Raw genomic sequence first — 19,832 nt, 5'->3', positions numbered from 1 at the left:
GGCACTATAGCTGCCAAAGTATTTGCGACTCTCCTCTTTCTGCCAGAATGTGATTGGCTGTGGAAAAATGTCTGCAGCCGAAAAATCCTCTGTGCGCAGACAAAGGCGATGGGTGAGGTGCCTTGAGTACTATATGCTTTTGTGAATTAATTACCTGACCCTTCTTCTGCGCATGTGACCCCCAGAGCATGAAAATGACTCCTTGTCTGTGGTCGTTAATCTGCTGAATGACTCTGTCGGTAAACTGCTCCCAGCCAAGATGCTTATGGGAGTGCGCTTGTCCACCCTCGACCGTCAGCACAGTGTTGAGCAGGAGTACGCCCTGCTCGGCCCATGATTGCAGGTAACCGTGATTTGGTATTTGAAAGTCGGGGATATCACTGGCCAGCTCCTGATAGATGTTTTGCAGCGAAGGTGGGGGTTGAATACCGGGCTTGACTGAAAAACACAGACCGTGGGCCTGTCCTGGTCCGTGGTAAGGATCCTGCCCCAGAATCACGACTTTTACTGTCTCAAAAGGTGTGATGGTGAAGGCACTGAATACTTCCTCTTTGGGAGGGTAGACTGTGATGCCCTCAGCTCTTCTGGCTGCCACATATTTCAGCGTATCCATAAAATAGAGCTGACTTTTCTCTGCTGCCAGCATATCCGTCCAGGTTGTCATCTGTTCGAATTCCATTTGCTATTTATCTGCTTTCAGCATGCCATGGAACGGGAGTAAGGTCATCCGGGCTAACACTCAGCGAGTTTGGGCCAGACTGGTGAGCAATCTGTCCATGGCCCGGAATCCCAGAGCTCTTGCCAGGTGCCTGCGCTCTACTCTGTCATCGCCATCCAGATCGGCTATGGTGCGGGCCACCCGTTGCAGTCGGTGAAAACTGCGCACTGACAGGCCCAGTTTCTCCACACTCTGCTCCAGAAACCTTAAATCCTGTTGGCTCAATCCGGTTGTTTGTTCCAGCTGCTTACCACTGAGTGCTGAATTGAGCACGCCGGCTCTGGCGAGTTGTGTGTCTCTGGCGGCCAATACTCTGGCACGAACCTGCTCACTGGTTTCGCCGCTCTCTCTGGCTTCACTCAATGTGCCCGCTGGCAGACGCGGTACATCGATACTGAGATCAAATCTGTCCAGGAAAGGCCCTGACAAACGGGAGAGGTAACGGCTTATCTGCTCAGGCGTTGCCCGGCTTTGGGGGCCTGCATCGCCACAGGGGCTGGGGTTCATGGCGGCAATCAGTTGAAAGTTACTGGCAAAGGTCAGCTTGGCCGCAGCTCTGGAGATCACGACTTCACCGGTTTCCATCGGCACCCGCAAGCAATCCAGCACTTTTCTGGGGAACTCTGTCAGTTCATCCAGAAACAGCACTCCTCTGTGGGCCAGGGAGATCTCGCCCGGCTTGGGAATAGCGCCTCCGCCCACCAGCGATATGGAAGATGAAGTGTGGTGAGGAGCCCGAAAGGGCCTTTGATAGAACAGACCGGGATCTGTGTTCATTCCCGCTACTGAATGAATCGCTGCAACATCAAGAGCCTCCTCATAATCCAGTTGAGGAAGCAGTCCCATAATCCGGCTGGCCAGCATGGTTTTACCGGTTCCCGGAGGGCCCAGAAAAAGCAGGTTATGATTGCCGGCCGCTGCAATTTCCAGCGCCTGTTTAGCCTGGTACTGGCCTATCACATCACTCAGACAGTTGATGGCTGTAGCAGGAGTTGTAGATATCCATTGGGTATCCTGGCTGATACCGGCAAACTCCTGTTGGCCATGCAGCGCAGCGGATAGTTGCTGCAGATGAGTGGCAAACCTGACTTTGGGATAGCCCACCAACTCAGCTTCGGCCCGATTACCAACTGGCAGAATAAGCGTGCGATTGGCAGCCTGAGACTGAATCACCATGGGTAGCATTCCGGGGCATTCCCGCACTTCTCCGGACAGCGCCAGCTCTCCGGCAAACTCTGTGTCTTTAAGCGACTGCAGAGGAATTTGACCTGATGCGGCCAAGATCCCTATCGCAATAGGCAGGTCATATCGGCCCCCTTGTTTGGGTAACTCGGCCGGTGCCAGATTCACAGTTATCCGGCGCATGGGAAACTCAAAGCCGGAATTGATGATGGCACTGCGAACCCGTTCCCGGGACTCTTTGACCGATGTTTCGGGAAGTCCTACGAGACTGAAGGCTGGTAAGCCGTTGCTGAGGTGTACTTCCACTGTTACCTCTGGTGCATCCACACCGCACAACGCCCGGGTAATAACGCAGGCCATGGCCATATCTCAAATCCTTTTGCTGATGATGCCGCTTATTCGTGATAGTTGACGGCTTTGGGGAGTTCCATATCTGAATTAAATACCTGAAAACTGCGGGTGCTGCGTTTGGCCTGATACATAGCGATATCAGCGCTGACCAGCAGAGTCTCTCTATCATGCCCATCCTGAGGAAAAGCCGCGATGCCTATACTGGCTTCTATCGGCTCCTGAAAGCGACCACAATTAAAGGGCTGTGCCAGCTTGGACTGTATCTGTTGCGCTACTTCCACTGCGTGTCCAACATCTGATTCCGGCAACAGAATTGCCAGTTCATCACCGCCAATACGTGCCGGTACCGCACCTTCGGGAATGGTATTTTGCATACGCTTGGCGATAGTTTGCAGCACCATGTCGCCATGATCATGGCCATAGGTGTCATTGATAGGTTTAAAGTTGTCCACATCCACCAACATGCAACAAAAGTTGGCGTCAGTATTGGCGATAAGCTGGTCCAGCTGTTCGTAAAAGTACAGTCGATTAGGCAGCCCGGTCAGCGAGTCATGATAGGCAAGGAAGTGCTTTTGTTCGGCGATACGTTTGAGGTCACCTATGGTTTGTCGACTCATTCGGGTGATTATGTATACGAAGCCACCCCCACCACAAAATATGGCAGACACCACCATGTCGACGCTGTTTACCTGTTTACTGGCCAATACCCAGACAAACCCAACATATCCCAGCACGAACAGCATGATCATGCTGAGCAGAACCATCCAACCATTGTGCTGGTAATCTGACATATGGATGATCTGAAATGCCGGGGACAATGCGCTCAGCAGCCCGCTCAGACCTATGCATACAATGGTAATTGCCAGTATTTCCATAGTTACACGCCAATTGATTTGACCCTAAGTATAGTCAAGCCTGAGTACGGCGAGACGGCCTCCAGTGATTTTGATGGAGATAGTATTGAGGTGTGTCCAGTTGCGGCTTCGGTCTTTGTTATCTGTGTGAGGTGGCCCCTCGCCAATTTGGGGGCCTTGGGTATATACTGAGCACAGCAAATTTGCTGTCTAACTTCAGGGAGAAATGCTTAAGCCCCATTCTTGGGAAAATAAGTTATATCCCTCAATATGTTGGCTTTCGCTTTCAGTCAACCTGACCTCATTTTTACCATGACTTCACTGGCGCCATTATCAGGCCGGAGTCTGGGTTGCAGGCCTTCTCCCTAAATTTCCGTGCCTTTGCATTAAAGGCGCGTTTCAAGGTGCTTTATGGGCTTATTTGAAAACTTATTGGTTATATTTTGTCTTATCGGTGTCAGTTGCTTTTTCTCTATGTCAGAGATCTCCCTCGCGGCGGCACGCAAGATGCGACTGCGTCAGTCGTTGGAGGAGGGAGATCTGCGCGCCGGAAAGGTATTACAGCTGCAGGAGCATCCGGGCAGCTTTTTCACTGTGGTGCAAATTGGTCTGAATGCCGTGGCCATTATGGGCGGTATTGTGGGTGAGTCCTCTTTTACCCCCTATTTCCGTGCGGCGCTGGACGGAGTATTGCCTGCGGCTTATCTGGATCAGGTGAGCTTTCTGCTCTCCTTCGTGATGGTCACCAGTATGTTTATTTTGATCGCCGATCTGATGCCAAAGCGCATCGCCATGGCGATCCCTGAAAAAGTGGCCGTGGTGCTGGTCGGCCCTATGCTGGTGTGCATTACCCTGCTCAAGCCATTTGTGTGGCTGTTCAATATGCTGGCTGACGGCATTATGAAACTGCTGAGCCTGCCAACGGTGCGTAATGACGAAGTCACTATAGATGATATGTATGCTGTGATGGATGCCGGTGCCGAAGCCGGTGTGCTGGATAAAGATGAGCAGCAGATGATTGAGAATGTGTTTGAGATGCAGACCATTCCTGTGACGGCAGCCATGACCTCCCGTGAAAGTATCGTCTACTTCCTCAGCTCAGATTCGGAAGAGGATATCAAACGCAAGATCACCGAAGATCCCCACTCTAAGTTCCTGGTGTGTGATGGCCAGCTGGACAATATTAAGGGCTTTGTCGATGCCAAAGAGCTGCTGCTGCGTCTGATTAACGGTAAGAGTCTGGACCTGAATGATGCCAAGGTGCTGCATACCAGTTTGATTATTCCGGATACCCTGAACCTGGCTGAGGCGATGGAGTTCTTTAAAAACCACAGAGCCGATTTCGGCGTGGTAATGAACGAATACGCTCTGGTGGTAGGTATTGTCACCAGTAACGACCTTCAAAGTGCCGTGATGGGTACCTGGGCACTGCACGACGTAGAGGAGCAGATCGTTGCCCGTGATACCAACTCCTGGCTGGTGGACGGCGTCACGCCAATCACAGACGTGATGCGTGCCTTTGAAATTGAAGAGTTTCCCTACAGTGAGAACTATGAAACCGTGGCCGGTTTCGTGACGTATATGCTGAGGAAGATCCCCAAGCGCACCGACTTTGTGGTCTACGCCGGTTTTAAGTTTGAGGTGGTGGATATCGACGCCTTCCGGGTCGACCAGTTGTTGGTGACCCGCATCGATGCTGCCGACAACCCATTGCCCGTGTTGCCTCCTGTGGACGACAAGAAGCAGTAGCTTTTTGCTGGCTTAATCCCATTAGGCAATGATGTTGAAAAACGCACTGATGATGCCATCATCGGTGCGTTGTTTTTTACAGCAACAGCCAAGTACAAAAGGCTCTATGGGCACAGGTGAGTCCAGCAGCTCAATTCTGTCCCGCACCGGGCTGTTATCCAGTACCGCTGAGGGCAGAATACTGATACCACACCCCAGGGCAACCATGGAGGTTATCGCTTCATGACCAGAGGCCTGAGCATAGATGGTGGGTCTTATGCCCATCTGCCGAAACCAGGCGTCACAGCGACGGCGTGCCGGGCCATGGTCCGGCACAATAAAGGGTAACTGTTCCCAGGGGATTGGTTTTTGCTGCAGCAGGGCTCTGGCATGGCAGGGCACCACTGGCACACTCAGATGCAGGGGCACTGTATCTATGGCGCTGAAAAACAGACTGTTTGGTAGGTTATCCGGTCTGGCTGCGATGGCGATATCGGCCCGCCCCTGTTGCACTTCAGTGACGGCGTTGGCCGCATCACCTGTGATCAGGTTAATCTCAACCTGTGGTTGTTCTTGCCGAAACTTATCCAGCAAGTTGGGCAGATGGCTGTAGGCAGCGGTCACCGAACAGTAGAGATTCAACTTACCCTTCAGTTGAGCCTGGGGATCCAGCCTGCCTTTCAGCTCCTGCCATTGCTCCACTGTCTCCCTGGCGAATTGTTGAAACTCTCTGCCCGCTCTGGTTAACGCCACAGATCTGTTGTCCCGCTCCATCAGGCTCGACCCCACCTGCTGCTCCAAACGTTGCAATGCCCTGCTCAGGGTCGACGGGCTCATATGCATCTGCTCAGCAGTGCGGCTGAAGTTAAGGCTGTCGCACAGGTGCAGGTAAAGCTGCAGTGACCTGATATCCATACTGTTATTTGAATCCCTTTGGCTGAGTTTGTATTGCGTAAAGCGCAATAACATTTTGTGAATATATCAGTTCAAGCAATATTTGCCATGGGCTATAGTGGATAAAACTTCATCAGGGCTGAGGTTATTTCTCAATGCCGGATGAGATGGGATTTAAGTGATATCAACAGCAGTAGGTGCGCAGGATGGCTAATTATTTCAACACTTTGAGTTTACGTCAGCAACTGTCCCAATTGGGTCAGTGTCGTTTTATGGATAAAGACGAGTTCAGCAAAGGCTGTGACTATATCAAGGACTGGAATATCGTCATTCTTGGCTGTGGTGCCCAGGGCCTGAATCAGGGCTTGAACATGCGCGATTCCGGCCTGAATATCTCCTATGCTCTGCGTGCCGAGGCGATTGCCGAGAAACGGGCATCCTGGCAGCGTGCCACTGAAAATGGGTTTAAAGTGGGCAGCTTTGAAGAGCTGATCCCCCAGGCCGATCTGGTCCTGAACCTGACGCCTGACAAGCAACACACTAATGTGGTGAATGCCGTTATGCCACTGATGAAGCAGGGCGCGACCCTGTCTTACTCCCACGGTTTCAACATAGTGGAAGAGGGTATGCAGGTACGTCCGGATATCACGGTAGTGATGGTGGCACCCAAGTGTCCGGGTACCGAAGTGCGTGAAGAGTATAAGCGCGGTTTCGGCGTGCCTACGCTGATTGCAGTGCACCCTGAAAACGATCCCAATGGCGATGGCTTTGAGATCGCCAAGGCTTATGCCAGTGCCACTGGTGGTGACCGCGCCGGTGTATTGCACTCCTCCTTTATCGCCGAAGTGAAATCAGATTTGATGGGTGAGCAGACCATTCTGTGCGGCATGCTGCAAACAGGTGCCATCCTGGGGTACGACAAGATGGTGGCCGAGGGGGTTGAGCCCGGCTATGCCGCCAAGCTGATCCAACAGGGTTGGGAGACAGTGACCGAAGCCCTGAAGCACGGTGGTATCAGCCATATGATGGACAGGCTGTCGAACCCGGCCAAGATTGCTGCCTTTGAACTGGCAGAAGAACTGAAAACCCAGCTGCAGCCTCTGTTTGAAAAGCATATGGATGACATCATCAGCGGCGAGTTCTCCCGCACCATGATGGCTGATTGGGCTAATGACGATGCCAATCTGCTGCGCTGGAGAGCCGAGACCAATGAGACTGGTTTTGAATGTGCGCCCAAATATGACGGCCACATCGATGAGCAGGAGTACTTCGACAAAGGTATCTTCCTGGTCGCCATGATCAAAGCTGGCGTTGAGCTGGCGTTCGATACCATGGTGGAAGCCGGCATCATCGAAGAGTCAGCCTACTATGAGTCGCTGCACGAAACACCGCTGATCGCCAACACCATTGCCCGTAAGCGTTTGTACGAGATGAACGTGGTGATTTCAGACACCGCAGAGTATGGCTGTTACCTGTTCAACCATGCGGCCGTACCACTGCTGCGGGAGTTTGTGAACAATATGCCATCAGAGTACCTGGGAGGCGGCCTTAAGTCTGACTCCAACCAGGTGGACAATGTGCGTCTGATTGAGGTGAATCAGGCCATCCGTAACACAGCCGTTGAATTTATCGGTGAAGAGCTGCGCGGTTATATGACTGACATGAAGCGTATTTCTGCCGCGGAATAATCGCCACAGAATAGTGAATATGGGGGCCTGTTTCCTTAGCCGCAGAAACAGGTTCCCAGCCTCACGGCTTAAGGCGGCAATGTTGAATCTTTTTTGACTTGAGAGAAAAGACAGCGATTAGTGGTTGTGTTTTTCAGCAGCAGTATGCTATTGCTTAAAAGGTATTCACTCGATAACCCTCATGGTGAGCGGCTATCGACACTGAACCAAAGAATTCAAGGAATCTGTCAACGCATGTTTAACCTTTTGCCGGCCCCAATCACAACAGCAGCTTCGCTGGTCCTAGTGATTATTACCGTGGTGATTATTAAGTCACAGCGGGGGCGGCTTATGGCCAGTTGACAGCCGAAAGGCGAATAAAACGTCAACCCCCCGCTCCGAAAGGACCGGGGGGTTTTTTGTTATCAGGGCAATGGAAAAATGACAGAGACAAAGCAGGAACAAGAGCAGGACAGCCAGACGAAACAGACCCGGGGCGCCGATGCTGTGGTTAAGGTGTTGGCCGCTCACGGGGTAGACAGGGTATTTGGTTATCCAGGCGGTGCCATCATGCCCATCTACGACGCTCTGTATGACGGTGAGGTGGAGCATGTACTCACTCGTCATGAGCAGGGGGCGGCATTCGCAGCCGTAGGTTACGCCAGAGCCAGTGGTAAAACCGGCGTTTGCCTGGCCACATCCGGTCCCGGTGCCACCAACCTGATCACTGCCCTGGCCGATGCCCTGCTGGATTCTGTCCCGGTGGTAGCCATTACTGGCCAGGTTCCATCCTCCCTTATCGGTACCGACGCTTTTCAGGAAATCGATGTACTGGGCCTGTCACTCTCCTGCACCAAACACAGCTTTATGGTCACCTCGGTTGATGAGCTTATCCCCACCCTGTATCAGGCCTTTGAACTGGCTGCAGAAGGCCGCCCTGGCCCGGTGCTGGTGGATATTCCCAAGGACATTCAGGTTGCCGCCATGGAGTATCGTCGTCCTTTGCAGCCTGTCACGGCTTTGCCTGCTGCGGCGCAAACCGATCTCGATAAAGCCAGAGCCCTGCTGGCGGAGGCCAAATGCCCTATGGCCTATATCGGGGGAGGCGTTGGTATGGCAAGTGCGGTTGAGCCACTGCGCCGGTTTCTGAATCAAACCAAAATGCCGTCAGTATGCACCCTTAAAGGCCTGGGCACGGTACCCGGCGATGATGACCTGTATCTGGGCATGTTGGGGATGCATGGGCTAAAAGCCGCCAACCTGGCGGTGCAGGAGTGCGATCTCCTGTTGGTTGTAGGTGCCCGCTTCGATGACAGGGTGACCGGCAAGCTGGCTACTTTCGCTCCCAATGCCAAAGTTATCCATCTGGATGTTGATGCTGCTGAGCTGGGCAAGCTGCGTCAGCCGGATGTGGCGATTGCTGCCGATCTCTGTGAAGTACTGCCAGCTTTGTCTGGCGATCTGGATATCCAGCCTTGGCGGGACCAGATAAGCGCATTGAAAGCTGAGCACCGTTGGGACTACGACCATCCCGGCGAGCTGGTTTATGCCCCGGCCATGCTGAAAAGTCTGTCTGAAAAGCTGCCCAAGGACAGTGTGGTTGCCTGTGACGTTGGCCAGCATCAGATGTGGGTGGCCCAGCATATGCAGTTTCGCCGTCCTGAAGATCACCTCTCAAGTGCCGGACTCGGCACCATGGGGTTTGGCTTGCCAGCGGCTATTGGCGCTCAGTTTGCACGCCCCAATGCCACGGTTGTGGCTGTGTCCGGCGATGGATCTTTCATGATGAATGTACAGGAGCTGGCCACCATCAAACGTATGGGACTGCCGGTGAAGATCCTGCTGCTCAATAATCAGAAGCTGGGCATGGTAAAGCAGTGGCAGCAGCTGTTTTTCGACGGCCGCCTGTCTGAGACAGACCTGTCTGATAACCCGGACTTCCTGTTGATGGCATCCGCCTTCAATATCCCTGGTCGCAGCATATCCAAAGCTGAAGAGGTGAACGAGGCTCTGGATGAGATGCTGTCGACCCCGGGTCCTTTTATGTTGCACGTCGCCATTGATGATGGCTTTAACGTCTGGCCCCTGGTTCCCCCCGGCGCCGCCAATAATGAAATGCTCGATAAGATGGAGGATAAGTGATGATGCATTCGCTGGAGTTGGAAGTGAGCCGCAGGCCTGAGGTGTTGGAGCGTGTACTGAGGGTAACACGTCACAGAGGATTCAGAGTGACCAATATGCAGATGCGTGAGCAGGGAGAGAATACCTTGCTTGCCATCACAGTTGAAGCGGAGCGGGCGATAGAACTGCTCAGTAACCAGCTGACCAAGCTGGTAGATGTTAACCTGTGTGTCGTCAAAGCGCAGGAAGCCGCCAGACAGGCAGCTCGATAAGAATTATTGCAGTAGGAAGGAAACCAGATGCCAAAGTTAAGATCAGCAACCAGCACCCAGGGACGTAACATGGCCGGAGCCCGCGCATTGTGGCGAGCCACCGGGGTGAAGGATTCAGATTTCGGCAAGCCCATTATTGCCATTGCCAACTCCTTTACCCAATTTGTTCCCGGCCATGTGCACCTTAAAGATATGGGGTCGCTGGTGGCTGGCGCTATCGAAGAGGCCGGTGGTATTGCTAAAGAGTTCAACACCATAGCAGTGGATGATGGTATCGCCATGGGTCACAGCGGCATGCTGTATTCCTTGCCCTCCCGTGAACTGATCGCGGACAGCGTGGAGTATATGGTCAATGCCCACTGCGCCGATGCGCTGGTATGTATCTCCAATTGCGACAAGATCACACCCGGCATGCTGATGGCGGCGCTGCGACTGAATATCCCAGTGGTATTTGTATCCGGCGGCCCTATGGAAGCGGGTAAAACCAAGCTGTCTGACAAGTTGATCAAACTGGATCTGGTGGATGCCATGGTCGCGGCTGCTGACGATCGCATCAGTGATGAAGACTCGGAAAAAATTGAGCGCAGTGCCTGCCCGACCTGTGGCAGCTGCTCCGGCATGTTTACTGCCAATTCAATGAACTGTCTGACCGAGGCTCTGGGCCTGTCGCTGCCGGGCAATGGTTCCCTGCTGGCGACCCATGCCGACCGTCGCGAGCTGTTCCTGGAAGCCGGGCGCAGGGTAATGGCGTTGGCGACGCGGTACTACCAACAGGATGATGAGTCGGTGCTGCCCCGCAATATCGCCAACTTCCGCGCCTTTGAAAATGCCATGACGCTGGATATCGCCATGGGTGGTTCCTCCAATACCGTGTTGCACCTGCTGGCGGCAGCTCAGGAAGCGGAAGTGGACTTCACCATGGATGATATCGATCGCCTGTCCCGTAAGGTGCCGCATCTGTGCAAGGTGGCGCCCGCCACCCCTAAATACCATATGGAAGATGTGCATAGAGCTGGTGGTGTGATGGGGATTCTGGGGGAGCTTAACCGGGCTGGGCTGTTGCATGCCGATGTAGGTCATGTGGCGCTGGACGATGGTGATCTGAGCCAGCTGCTGTCCCGTTTTGATGTGGCCGTTTCTCAGGATAAGTCAGTGCAGGAGATGTATCGTGCAGGCCCTGCCGGCATTCCGACTACTCAGGCTTTCAGTCAGGATTGCCGTTGGGACACTTTGGATGTGGATCGCCGCGAAGGCTGTATCCGCAGTCGTGAATTTGCTTTCAGTCAGGATGGTGGCCTTGCCGTGTTGTCGGGCAATATCGCCGAGAACGGCTGCATAGTGAAAACCGCCGGGGTGGATGAGTCCAACCTGACGTTCCGCGGTACAGCCCGGGTTTATGAGAGTCAGGATGATGCGGTGGCTGGCATTCTTGGCGGCGAAGTGGTTGCCGGTGACGTGGTGGTGATCCGCTACGAAGGCCCCAAAGGTGGCCCGGGAATGCAGGAGATGCTGTACCCCACCAGCTACCTCAAATCCAAAGGTCTTGGCACCCAGTGTGCGTTGATCACTGACGGTCGTTTCTCCGGTGGTACCTCAGGTTTGTCCATTGGTCATGTTTCACCTGAAGCCGCATCCGGCGGCACCATTGCCCTGATTGAAAACGGCGATCCCATTGCCATTGATATCCCCAGCCGGGGTATCACACTGGAGGTCAGCGAGGCTGAGCTGGCCAGTCGCCGTGAAGCAATGGAAGCCAAAGGCCCGCTGGCCTGGAAACCGCTGGCCCGGGTCCGTCCAGTGTCTTTGGCACTGAAGGCTTATGCCATGTTGGCGACCAGTGCTGACAAGGGCGCGGTGAGAGATGTCAAAAAGCTGGAGGAAGGCTAATGCTGGCGCTGGCCAAGGAGTCTCATTTGAATCTTGCCAACTATTATCTCCAGCGGATCTTGCGGGCGCGGGTGTATGACATCGCCAAAGTCACGCCGCTCTCTGCCATGGATAAGCTGTCGGCGCGACTGGGCTGTCAGGTGTTTCTCAAGCGGGAAGATATGCAGCCGGTGCACTCCTTTAAGCTCAGGGGCGCTTACAACCGCATTGCGGCGCTCAGTGAGTCTGAATGTCAGCGGGGCGTGGTATGCGCCTCAGCGGGCAACCATGCTCAGGGGGTGGCTTTGTCAGCTTCCAGCCGTGGCATCTCGGCGGTGATTGTGATGCCGACGACGACGCCGGATATAAAGGTGGATGCGGTGCGCCGTCGTGGCGGCACTGTGGTGCTTCATGGTCAGTCATTCGATATGGCCAATGATCACGCCAGGTCTCTGGCCGAGCAAGATGGGCGGGTTTATATCGCGCCATTTGATGATGAAGCCGTGATTGCCGGGCAGGGCACAGTTGCTCAGGAGATGCTGCAACAGCAGCAGGATCTGCAGGCTGTGTATGTGCCGGTTGGTGGCGGCGGACTGGTGGCGGGGATTGCCGCTTACTACAAAGCTGTGATGCCGGAAGTGAAGGTGATTGCCGTTGAGCCGGAAGATGCAGCCTGCCTGAAAGCTGCGATGGAGGCTGGAGAACCTGTCACCTTGCCTCAGGTCGGCCTGTTTGCCGACGGTGTGGCGGTAAAGCGTATCGGTGAAGAAACCTTCCGCCTGGCGCAGGCGTTTGTGGATGAGGTGGTCACTGTCAGCTCTGATGAGATCTGCGCGGCGGTGAAAGATATCTTTGAAGATACACGTGCCATTGCCGAGCCCGCGGGGGCGCTTGCGCTGGCGGGACTGAAGAAACACGCCCAGATTCAGTCGCAAGAACAGCCATCAAAAGTGGCGGCCATTCTCAGCGGCGCCAATGTAAATTTCCACAGTCTGAGATATGTCTCCGAGCGCTGTGAGCTGGGCGAGCAGAAAGAAGCCGTACTGGCGGTCAAGGTACCTGAGCAACCGGGTAGTTTCCTGCGTTTTTGTGAGCAGCTGGGTAACCGTGCCATTACCGAATTTAATTACAGGTTCAGCGGCCGGGACGGCGCAGTGGTATTTGCCGGTATTCGCTTAAGCGGCGGTCAGCAGGAGCTGGAACAGATAGTCGCCAGTCTGACTGAATTGGGTTTTGGCGTGCAGGACTTGTCCGACGATGAAACCGCCAAATTGCATGTGCGCTATATGGTGGGCGGCCGCCCGCCTGAATCATTGCAGGAACGCCTGTTCAGCTTCGAGTTTCCTGAGCATCCGGGCGCACTGCTTAAGTTCCTGTCTACGTTCAGGAACAAGTGGAATATCAGTCTGTTCCATTATCGGAACCATGGCGCGGCCTTTGGCCGGGTACTGGTGGGCTTTGAGATCCCCGAGCAGGATGGGCTTAAGTTTCAACGGTTTTTGAATGAGTTGGGGTTTGTATATCAGGAAGAAACAACAAGCCCCGCCTACAAGCTGTTTTTAACTTAGGGTCGTGGTTATTTGCATCCATAACTGCGTTGCTGAAATCTCATTTAGCGCTGCTAAACGTCGATTTCTTGCGCCTGGTTCTGAATGCAAATTCCTCACGACGTTGATGATTTGGTTGTTGGGGCGGCAGAGATTCATCAATGCGTTATCGGCTGCTCGTGTAGCGCTACTACACGTCGCAACCTCTGGCCTTGTCTTGAAGAAAAATCTCTCACTGCGGGACATAAAGAAAAGACTGACTGAAAAGAGAATCGGCTCTCCTGAGTGAGTTAGTCGTGACCTTCATTGATAAGAGTGAGCACAAGTAATAAGAGATTTCACTCTGCGTATGTTTGGGCTTTAAGAAATCGGTGGGTTTTACCTTGTATATACAAGCTTGCGTACCAAACTTTTTGAGGGTTAAAAGTTAGCCTAAAGCAGGGGCTGACAGTCTGTGTGAATGTGTTAACTTAACACCTTGAGTGATAACTCTAAATTCGGCAGATGTCTGCCAGGTTCAAGGAGATCGACATGATTGCTGCACCCAAGTTTCCGCCATTTAATCCTCCCCGCCGTATCTTAATGGGGCCGGGTCCTTCCGATGTGTATCCTGAAGTGCTGGCGGCGCAGTCGAAACCCACTGTTGGTCACTTGGATCCTCTGTTTGTTGGCATGATGGATGAGCTGAAAGCGCTGATCCAATATGCCTTCCAAACTGAAAATGAAGTCACAGTTGCCGTGTCTGCTCCCGGCAGCGCCGGTATGGAAACTTGCTTTGTTAATCTGGTGGAGCCGGGTGACAAGGTAGTGGTATGCCGTAATGGTGTGTTTGGTGAGCGTATGCGCCAGAACGTCGAGCGTTGCGGTGGCGAAGTGGCGATGGTGGATAATGAGTGGGGTGAGCCTGTCGATCTGGCCGAAGTTGAGGTGGCGCTGCATGCTAACCCGGATGCAAAATTCCTCGCTTTTGTGCATGCCGAAACCTCAACCGGTGCACTGTCTGACGCTAAAGGTCTGTGTGCGCTGGCCAGGGCTCATAACTGCCTGACCATAGTGGATGCAGTAACCTCTCTGGGGGGCGTTGAGCTGAGAGTCGATGAGTGGGGTATTGATGCTATCTATTCCGGTTCCCAGAAGTGTCTGTCCTGCGTACCCGGCTTGTCGCCAGTGTCGTTCTCGCCTGCGGCGGTAGAGAAGATTAAGGCCCGCAAGACGCCGGTACAGAGCTGGTTTTTGGATCAGACTCTGGTGATGGGGTATTGGAATGGTGATGGCAAACGCAGCTATCACCATACCGCGCCGGTGAATGCGCTTTATGCCCTGCATGAGTCCCTGCGGTTGCTCGCCAATGAAGGGCTGGAAAATGCCTGGGCCAGACACAGTGAAATGCATGAACTGCTGAAAGCCGGGCTGGAAAAGCTGGGACTGGAATTTGTTGTGGAAGAAGCGAGTCGCCTGCCTCAGCTGAACGCTGTCTATATTCCGAATGGTGTGGATGACGGTGCAGTGCGTAAGCAACTGCTTGAGCAGTATAACCTTGAGATTGGTGCTGGACTTGGTGCCCTTGCCGGTAAAGCCTGGCGTATCGGCCTGATGGGCTTTGGTGCCCGCCGCGAAAACATCGCTCTGTGCCTGCGGGCGCTGGAAGATGTATTGAATTAAGCTGTCACAGTAGACTCGAGCCAAAAGGGTTGGCTCGAGTCTTTTTACTGGGTATGCCTGCTGAGTACATTTATTTTATCAGCTGGATTTGTGTTGAACGCTTTGGAGGGGGATTTTCGTTTACGCCACCACAGGTAGAGGCCGGTAAAGCCCAACACCAGGGGCATAGCACCCAGTAAACACCAGACCAGTTTACTGGCCAGACCGGCGAAGGTGCCAAAGTGCAACGCTCTGAAGCTGTCATCCAGCACAAAGTACCAGGCCCTTTCCCGCACATCCCAATGGGTCTGAAGCTCACCACTATCCGGGGTAAAACTCACCATATTCGCATAGTCACTGTAAAAGGGATTATTGATCTGAATCCGCCCGTAAATCATAAGTGGCACACCGGGTTCGTAGGCGAGTACCAGATAGGTAGGCTCGAAGCCTTTTATGGTATCGCTGGCCTGTTGCATCAGCGTATTGATGGACAGTTTTTGATTGTACAGAGGTTGCTGCAACACATAAGGTGAGGCGCTGTGTTCCTCACTTTCATGGAGCAGATGCAGTACATTCCAGTAACCACCGGTAAAGCTCAATATCAAGAGCACCGGAGCGGACCATACGCCTGCCAACTTGTGTATTGAGGAGTACTGTTTACGTTTATCTTTACTCAGTTTGAGGGCAAAAAGCTGGCGCCAGAATTTGCGGTGCATCACCAGTCCGCTTATCGCCAGATACAGCATAATGAGTGAGGAGAGCAGGCCTATGATCAGACCTGAGGTATCCAACAACAGATTATGGTGCAGTTCCAGCAACCAGTCTGTCAGGTAGTGATGCAGTGGTACCGGCTGGCTCAGTGCTTCACCCGTATAGGGATTGAGAAATACTTTGAACCAATCAAAGCTGCCACGCTTGATCAGGTAAACCCTGTCCGCGGTTTCACCATCCTGAAATAGCTCCCAGGTCCCGACTTCGTACTCCGGCAGCTGAGTTTTCATCTGCAGCAGCAGAGTATCGATATTAAGCCGCTGGCCGGTTTCACTGATGCTGACCTTATCTGGCATCAACAGACTGTCGAGTTGGTGTTTGAACACCAGAATACTGCCGCTGACGGCAATTAAAATAATGGGCAAAAAAGCCAGTAAGGCCAGCAATTTGTGCCACTTAAACCAGAGTCTGGACATGATTGTTCTTCCGCTAAGAGGTTTACAGACGCGATAAAGGCCGGTAGTTATCGACCTGTCACTGGCGTAGTCTCATCAAAAGCGATATTTCACATTGCCGGTGATAGTACGACGTTGACCATAAAAGCAGTCGCCGCGGAACAAACAGCTGGTAATCACAGTTTCATCTTCCAGATTGTCCACATTCAGACTCAAATCAAATGCCCCAATTTCATAGCCAATCATAAAGTCATACAGGTCATAACTTTCTGTGGTCAGTGGAGTGTTTACCTGTACGCCATTCAGTACCATTTCGGCGCTGCCGTCAGAGGTCTCGCCGACAAAGCGGTAACCCGCACCAACCTTGAATCCGGGTAGCAGATCTGCCGGGCGCCAGGTGGCCCAGACTGAGAGCATATTATCGGGCATGGCTTCCAATCGGCCACCCTGAGCACCGAAGGTGTCTTTGACCTTTTCTGTGTCTGTGTAGGCATAGCTGGCGTATACATCTATCTGCTTCCATTCCAGTTGGGCTTCCAGTTCAAAGCCGCGGATTTCGACTTCACCTGTCAGGCTGGTATTACCCAGGGGATCTGTATAAGGCTTGTTCTTCTCTGTGATGTCATACACTGCAGCCGTAATAAGGTGGCTGGTGCCTGCCGGTTGATACTTGATCCCTAACTCGATCTGATCGCCTTTGAGCGGATCAAGTGCCACGCCATTGGCGGTATCCAGCTGAGGTGCAAACGATTGTGCATAACTGATATAGGGTGACAGACCATTATCGAATGCATACATCAGACCGGCGCGGCCGGTTGTTGCATCATCGGACAAAGATTGTTGAGTTGGGCTGCCGGGTTCAGATTTGACCCAGTCCTGGCGCATAGCCAGACTTAGGATCCAGCGGTTCCATGTGATGGAGTCCTGCATATAAAAGCCCAACTGGCTTTGCTTATTGGACGGGCTATCGGGGATATCGTCATCGCTGGGGAAGGCTGTCGGTACTTTGCCGTATTCAGGGTTGTAAATGTCCAGCAAACCTCCTGCACCAACTAAAAACAGACGATCTGTATCCAGAGTTGCTTGCTGATAGTCCAATCCGGATGACAGGTTATGGCTTAAGCTGCCGGTGTCAAAAGCCCAACGTAGCTGCAGGTCAGAGGTGAATGATTCGGCGCTGTTATTGCTCATAAAGATAGCGCGATTGATATACCTGTCCTCCACCAGAGCAAATGGATAACCGAACATGGAGCGATACTCGGCGTCGCTGTCGCTGTAACGGCTGGACCAATTCAACTCCAGGTCATCGGTTAACTGCTGTTCGAGCAGTACCGTGATGGAGGATTGCTTGACGTCATAACGGTCATAACCCGGTTCGCTGACGAAACGTTCGCTCGGTATCTGACCATTGGGTGCCGGCAGGCGAGTGCCTGCATGGGGGAAAAACTGGGTACTGGAACCGGTTTCATTCTTCTGGAAATTGGTCAGCAGTGTCAGTCTTGTGTCATCTGTGATGTACCAGCTCAATGCGGGAGAGATAAAGTAACTGTCATCTTTGACAAAATCGGTTTGGGTTTCAGAATCCCGGTACAAACCGGTAAGACGGTAAAGCAGAGTGGCATCTTCATCTATGGCACCGGTTACATCGCCAGCCAGTTGCACTCGGTCATAGTTACCCACCTGAGCCCAGAGTTCGCCAGCAGTTTCAGCCTTGGGGCGTTTGGTGACCAGGTTTATGATACCGCCGGTGGAGCCTTGTCCGTATAGTACTGAAGAGGGGCCTTTGAGGATCTCAATCTGCTCCAGCATATAGGGATTGGCGCGAGTGTTGTTGTAATTGCCAAACAGAGTTTGTAAACCGTCTTGATAGGTCAGGGGAGCTACACCACGGATTTGTGCCCAGTCCCCCCGGGTATCAACACCAAAGGGGCCATTGTAGACGCCAGCCACAAACCCCAAAGCATCCTGAATGGTTTCAGCCCCGAGATCTTCAATCCGTTTTTCAGTCAGTACAGATACTGACACAGGTGTTTCGACCACAGGTACACTGTTTTTGGCTGCAGAAGCGCTGACGTAGGAGATAATGCCCCTGGGACTGACCTCAATAATCTCCATCTCAGGCTCTTCAGTCTGCTCTTTAGCTGTGACACCGAGGCTGACTCCTGTGGACAGCAGGGCCACCCATATTTTGTTGTGGTTGAACAGTTTGGCTAGCATCATCAACTCCCTGTGAAATTGTCACAATTGTTAAAATTGACGGCATATTAGATCGAATAAAAATCATTCTCAATATCATTTGATAATTATTATCATATGGATGTAGTTAAACCAGGGTGTCCGGTTGATAACTTTGTTGCGTATTAAACTGGGGGCCAGCGACGTGGGGAATGCACTTTAGCCAGGCCTTGTGTGTAAAGCCCCATGCTGGAGTCAGTGGAATAAAAAAGCCCGCAGTTGCGGGCTTTTTGTCGAGCGTTTGCTGGACGTTGGATTCAAGTTATGTCGCTTGCCTCTCTGCTTATCTTCGTGTCCTTTGTGTAGCTTACGAAGTGAGCGCTTCGTGGTGAAGCGCCTTTATTGGCTGTCGCGTGAATCTCGTTTACGCCAGTTCCAGCAGGCGTTTGGCGACCTTGTAGCTGTCGACAAACGAAGGGATAGGCAGGAACTCATACTTGCTGTGGAAGTTATGGGCGCCGGTAAAGAAGTTAGGGGTAAACAGTCCCATGGCTGACAGGGCTGAGCCGTCGGTGCCCCCACGCATAGGGATAGTTTTGGCTGGGATCTCCAGATCCTTCAGCGCCTGATACAGGTTATCCAGCGCGGAGGTGTTTTCACTCATAGCCCGAGCAATATTGCTGTAGACGTCGGTAAGGGTAAGTTCTATCTCTGCTTTAGGATGCTTCTGGCGCAGGAAGGTCAGCAGGTTCTGCAGGTAAGTTTTACGGGCTTCATAGCTGTCAGCATCGAAGTCGCGGATCGCCACTGACACCTGAGCCTGATTCTGATTGCCACTGATATCTGTTACCCAGAAGTAGCCTTCGCGTCCTTCGGTCAGTTCTGGTCGCCCCATATCCTGCACCATGGCAATAAAGTCAGCCACCACCAGGTTTGGGTTAACCAGCACATTCTTGGCACTCATAGGGTGGGCGGTAATGCCCTTTACATCCAGGCGGGCGCTGCCGGCATTGAAGGTTTCGAATATCACTTCGCCGCGCTCACAGCAGTCGATGGTGTAGCAGTGGTCAACCGGAAACCGCTCCAGCGGCATCACCTTGGCACCGCGCAAGCCTATCTCTTCATCCGGCACAAAACCCAGATAGATATCGCCGTGTTCAATCTTGCTGTCACTCAGTTCTTTAGCCAGCGACATCATCACGGCGATGGCGGCCTTGTTGTCGGCACCCAGCACACTGGTGCCATCGCTGAACAGGATCTCCTGCCCCAGATATTTGGCCAGCTCAGGACACTCCTGCTCTGACACCATAATGCCTTGCTCTGAATTCAGGCACAGTGGCTCGCCCTCATACCTGAGCAACTGCGGCTTGATATCCGGGCTCAGACCCACATCCACGGTATCCAGATGAGCGACAAAGCCCAAAGTTTTAGCGCCGGCTTTATTGCCCGGCAGTTTGGCAATCAAAATGCCTGAGTCCAGCAACTGAGTCTGGCTATAACCCATTTCATTGAGGTCGGCCTGTAACTGTTTGGCCAATTCCAGCTGTCCCGGCGTTGATGGCAGGCAGTTAGCAGCCGCATCAGACTGGCTGCTGATGGCGATATAGCGACGGAAGTAATACAGCAAATTCTCTTCGGGTTTCATCACGG

The 19,832-nt window shown here is 53.0% G+C and carries 14 protein-coding genes; 7 read left to right on the top strand and 7 right to left on the bottom strand.

The annotated features are described in order from the left end of the window. Positions 1-4 precede the first annotated feature (4 nt). The 3 genes from ung to L2725_RS20955 form a co-directional block, all read right to left on the bottom strand. Positions 5-664 (bottom strand): uracil-DNA glycosylase, encoded by a 660-nt coding sequence (ung, locus tag L2725_RS20965; RefSeq protein ID WP_249250756.1) that lies wholly within the window; start codon positions 662-664, stop codon positions 5-7. A gap of 75 nt (positions 665-739) precedes the next feature. Continuing rightward, entirely contained in the window at positions 740-2,266 is a 1,527-nt protein-coding gene (locus tag L2725_RS20960) for a YifB family Mg chelatase-like AAA ATPase (protein WP_249250753.1), read from the bottom strand. Between the two features lie 29 nt (positions 2,267-2,295). Beyond that, positions 2,296-3,126 (bottom strand): GGDEF domain-containing protein, encoded by an 831-nt coding sequence (locus L2725_RS20955; protein ID WP_249250751.1) that lies wholly within the window; start codon positions 3,124-3,126, stop codon positions 2,296-2,298. Between the two features lie 390 nt (positions 3,127-3,516). On the opposite strand from L2725_RS20955, the gene paeA reads away from it, so the two are divergent. After that, positions 3,517-4,854 (top strand): polyamine export protein PaeA, encoded by a 1,338-nt coding sequence (paeA, locus tag L2725_RS20950; RefSeq protein ID WP_248937462.1) that lies wholly within the window; start codon positions 3,517-3,519, stop codon positions 4,852-4,854. A 21-nt stretch (positions 4,855-4,875) separates the two neighbouring features. Here the strand turns inward: paeA and ilvY are convergent, their stop codons facing one another. Then, positions 4,876-5,748, bottom strand: a complete 873-nt coding sequence (ilvY, locus tag L2725_RS20945) for an HTH-type transcriptional activator IlvY (protein ID WP_249250749.1) — start codon at positions 5,746-5,748, stop codon at positions 4,876-4,878. Between the two features lie 185 nt (positions 5,749-5,933). Here ilvY and ilvC point away from each other — a divergent pair, with 185 nt between their 5' ends. The 6 genes from ilvC to L2725_RS20915 all read left to right on the top strand — a co-directional run bounded on the left by ilvC (position 5,934) and on the right by L2725_RS20915 (position 14,862). Then, positions 5,934-7,415 carry a ketol-acid reductoisomerase gene (gene ilvC, locus L2725_RS20940; RefSeq protein WP_249250747.1) on the top strand — a complete coding sequence of 494 codons (1,482 nt, stop codon included), beginning with the start codon at positions 5,934-5,936 and terminating at the stop codon, positions 7,413-7,415. A 420-nt stretch (positions 7,416-7,835) separates the two neighbouring features. Then, positions 7,836-9,536 (top strand): acetolactate synthase 2 catalytic subunit, encoded by a 1,701-nt coding sequence (ilvG, locus tag L2725_RS20935; protein WP_249250745.1) that lies wholly within the window; start codon positions 7,836-7,838, stop codon positions 9,534-9,536. After that, entirely contained in the window at positions 9,536-9,787 is a 252-nt protein-coding gene (gene ilvM / locus L2725_RS20930) for an acetolactate synthase 2 small subunit (protein ID WP_115138625.1), read from the top strand. Before ilvG ends, ilvM begins: the two co-directional genes overlap by 1 nt. A 27-nt stretch (positions 9,788-9,814) precedes the next feature. Further along, on the top strand, positions 9,815-11,674 hold the full coding sequence (gene ilvD / locus L2725_RS20925; RefSeq protein ID WP_249250743.1) for a dihydroxy-acid dehydratase: 1,860 nt from the start codon (positions 9,815-9,817) through the stop codon (positions 11,672-11,674). Then, entirely contained in the window at positions 11,674-13,221 is a 1,548-nt protein-coding gene (gene ilvA, locus L2725_RS20920; RefSeq protein WP_249250741.1) for a threonine ammonia-lyase, biosynthetic, read from the top strand. Before ilvD ends, ilvA begins: the two co-directional genes overlap by 1 nt. 510 nt (positions 13,222-13,731) lie before the next feature. Continuing rightward, entirely contained in the window at positions 13,732-14,862 is a 1,131-nt protein-coding gene (locus L2725_RS20915; RefSeq protein ID WP_249250740.1) for a pyridoxal-phosphate-dependent aminotransferase family protein, read from the top strand. 44 nt (positions 14,863-14,906) lie between these two features. On the opposite strand, the gene L2725_RS20910 is transcribed toward L2725_RS20915, so the two are convergent. The 3 genes from L2725_RS20910 to pepT form a co-directional block, all read right to left on the bottom strand. Next, positions 14,907-16,028: a PepSY-associated TM helix domain-containing protein gene (locus L2725_RS20910; RefSeq protein ID WP_249250739.1), complete on the bottom strand. Its 1,122-nt coding sequence runs from the start codon at positions 16,026-16,028 to the stop codon at positions 14,907-14,909. A gap of 75 nt (positions 16,029-16,103) precedes the next feature. Next, positions 16,104-18,227: a TonB-dependent siderophore receptor gene (locus L2725_RS20905; protein WP_249250738.1), complete on the bottom strand. Its 2,124-nt coding sequence runs from the start codon at positions 18,225-18,227 to the stop codon at positions 16,104-16,106. A gap of 379 nt (positions 18,228-18,606) precedes the next feature. Next, positions 18,607-19,827 (bottom strand): peptidase T, encoded by a 1,221-nt coding sequence (pepT, locus tag L2725_RS20900; protein ID WP_249250737.1) that lies wholly within the window; start codon positions 19,825-19,827, stop codon positions 18,607-18,609. Positions 19,828-19,832: the final 5 nt, after the last annotated feature.

Origin of the sequence: Shewanella corallii, assembly GCF_023349125.1 — a bacterium.
GTDB lineage: Bacteria > Pseudomonadota > Gammaproteobacteria > Enterobacterales > Shewanellaceae > Shewanella > Shewanella corallii.
The sequence above is the reverse complement of the archived record's forward strand: the minus strand, read 5'-3'. Positions and strand labels throughout refer to the sequence as shown.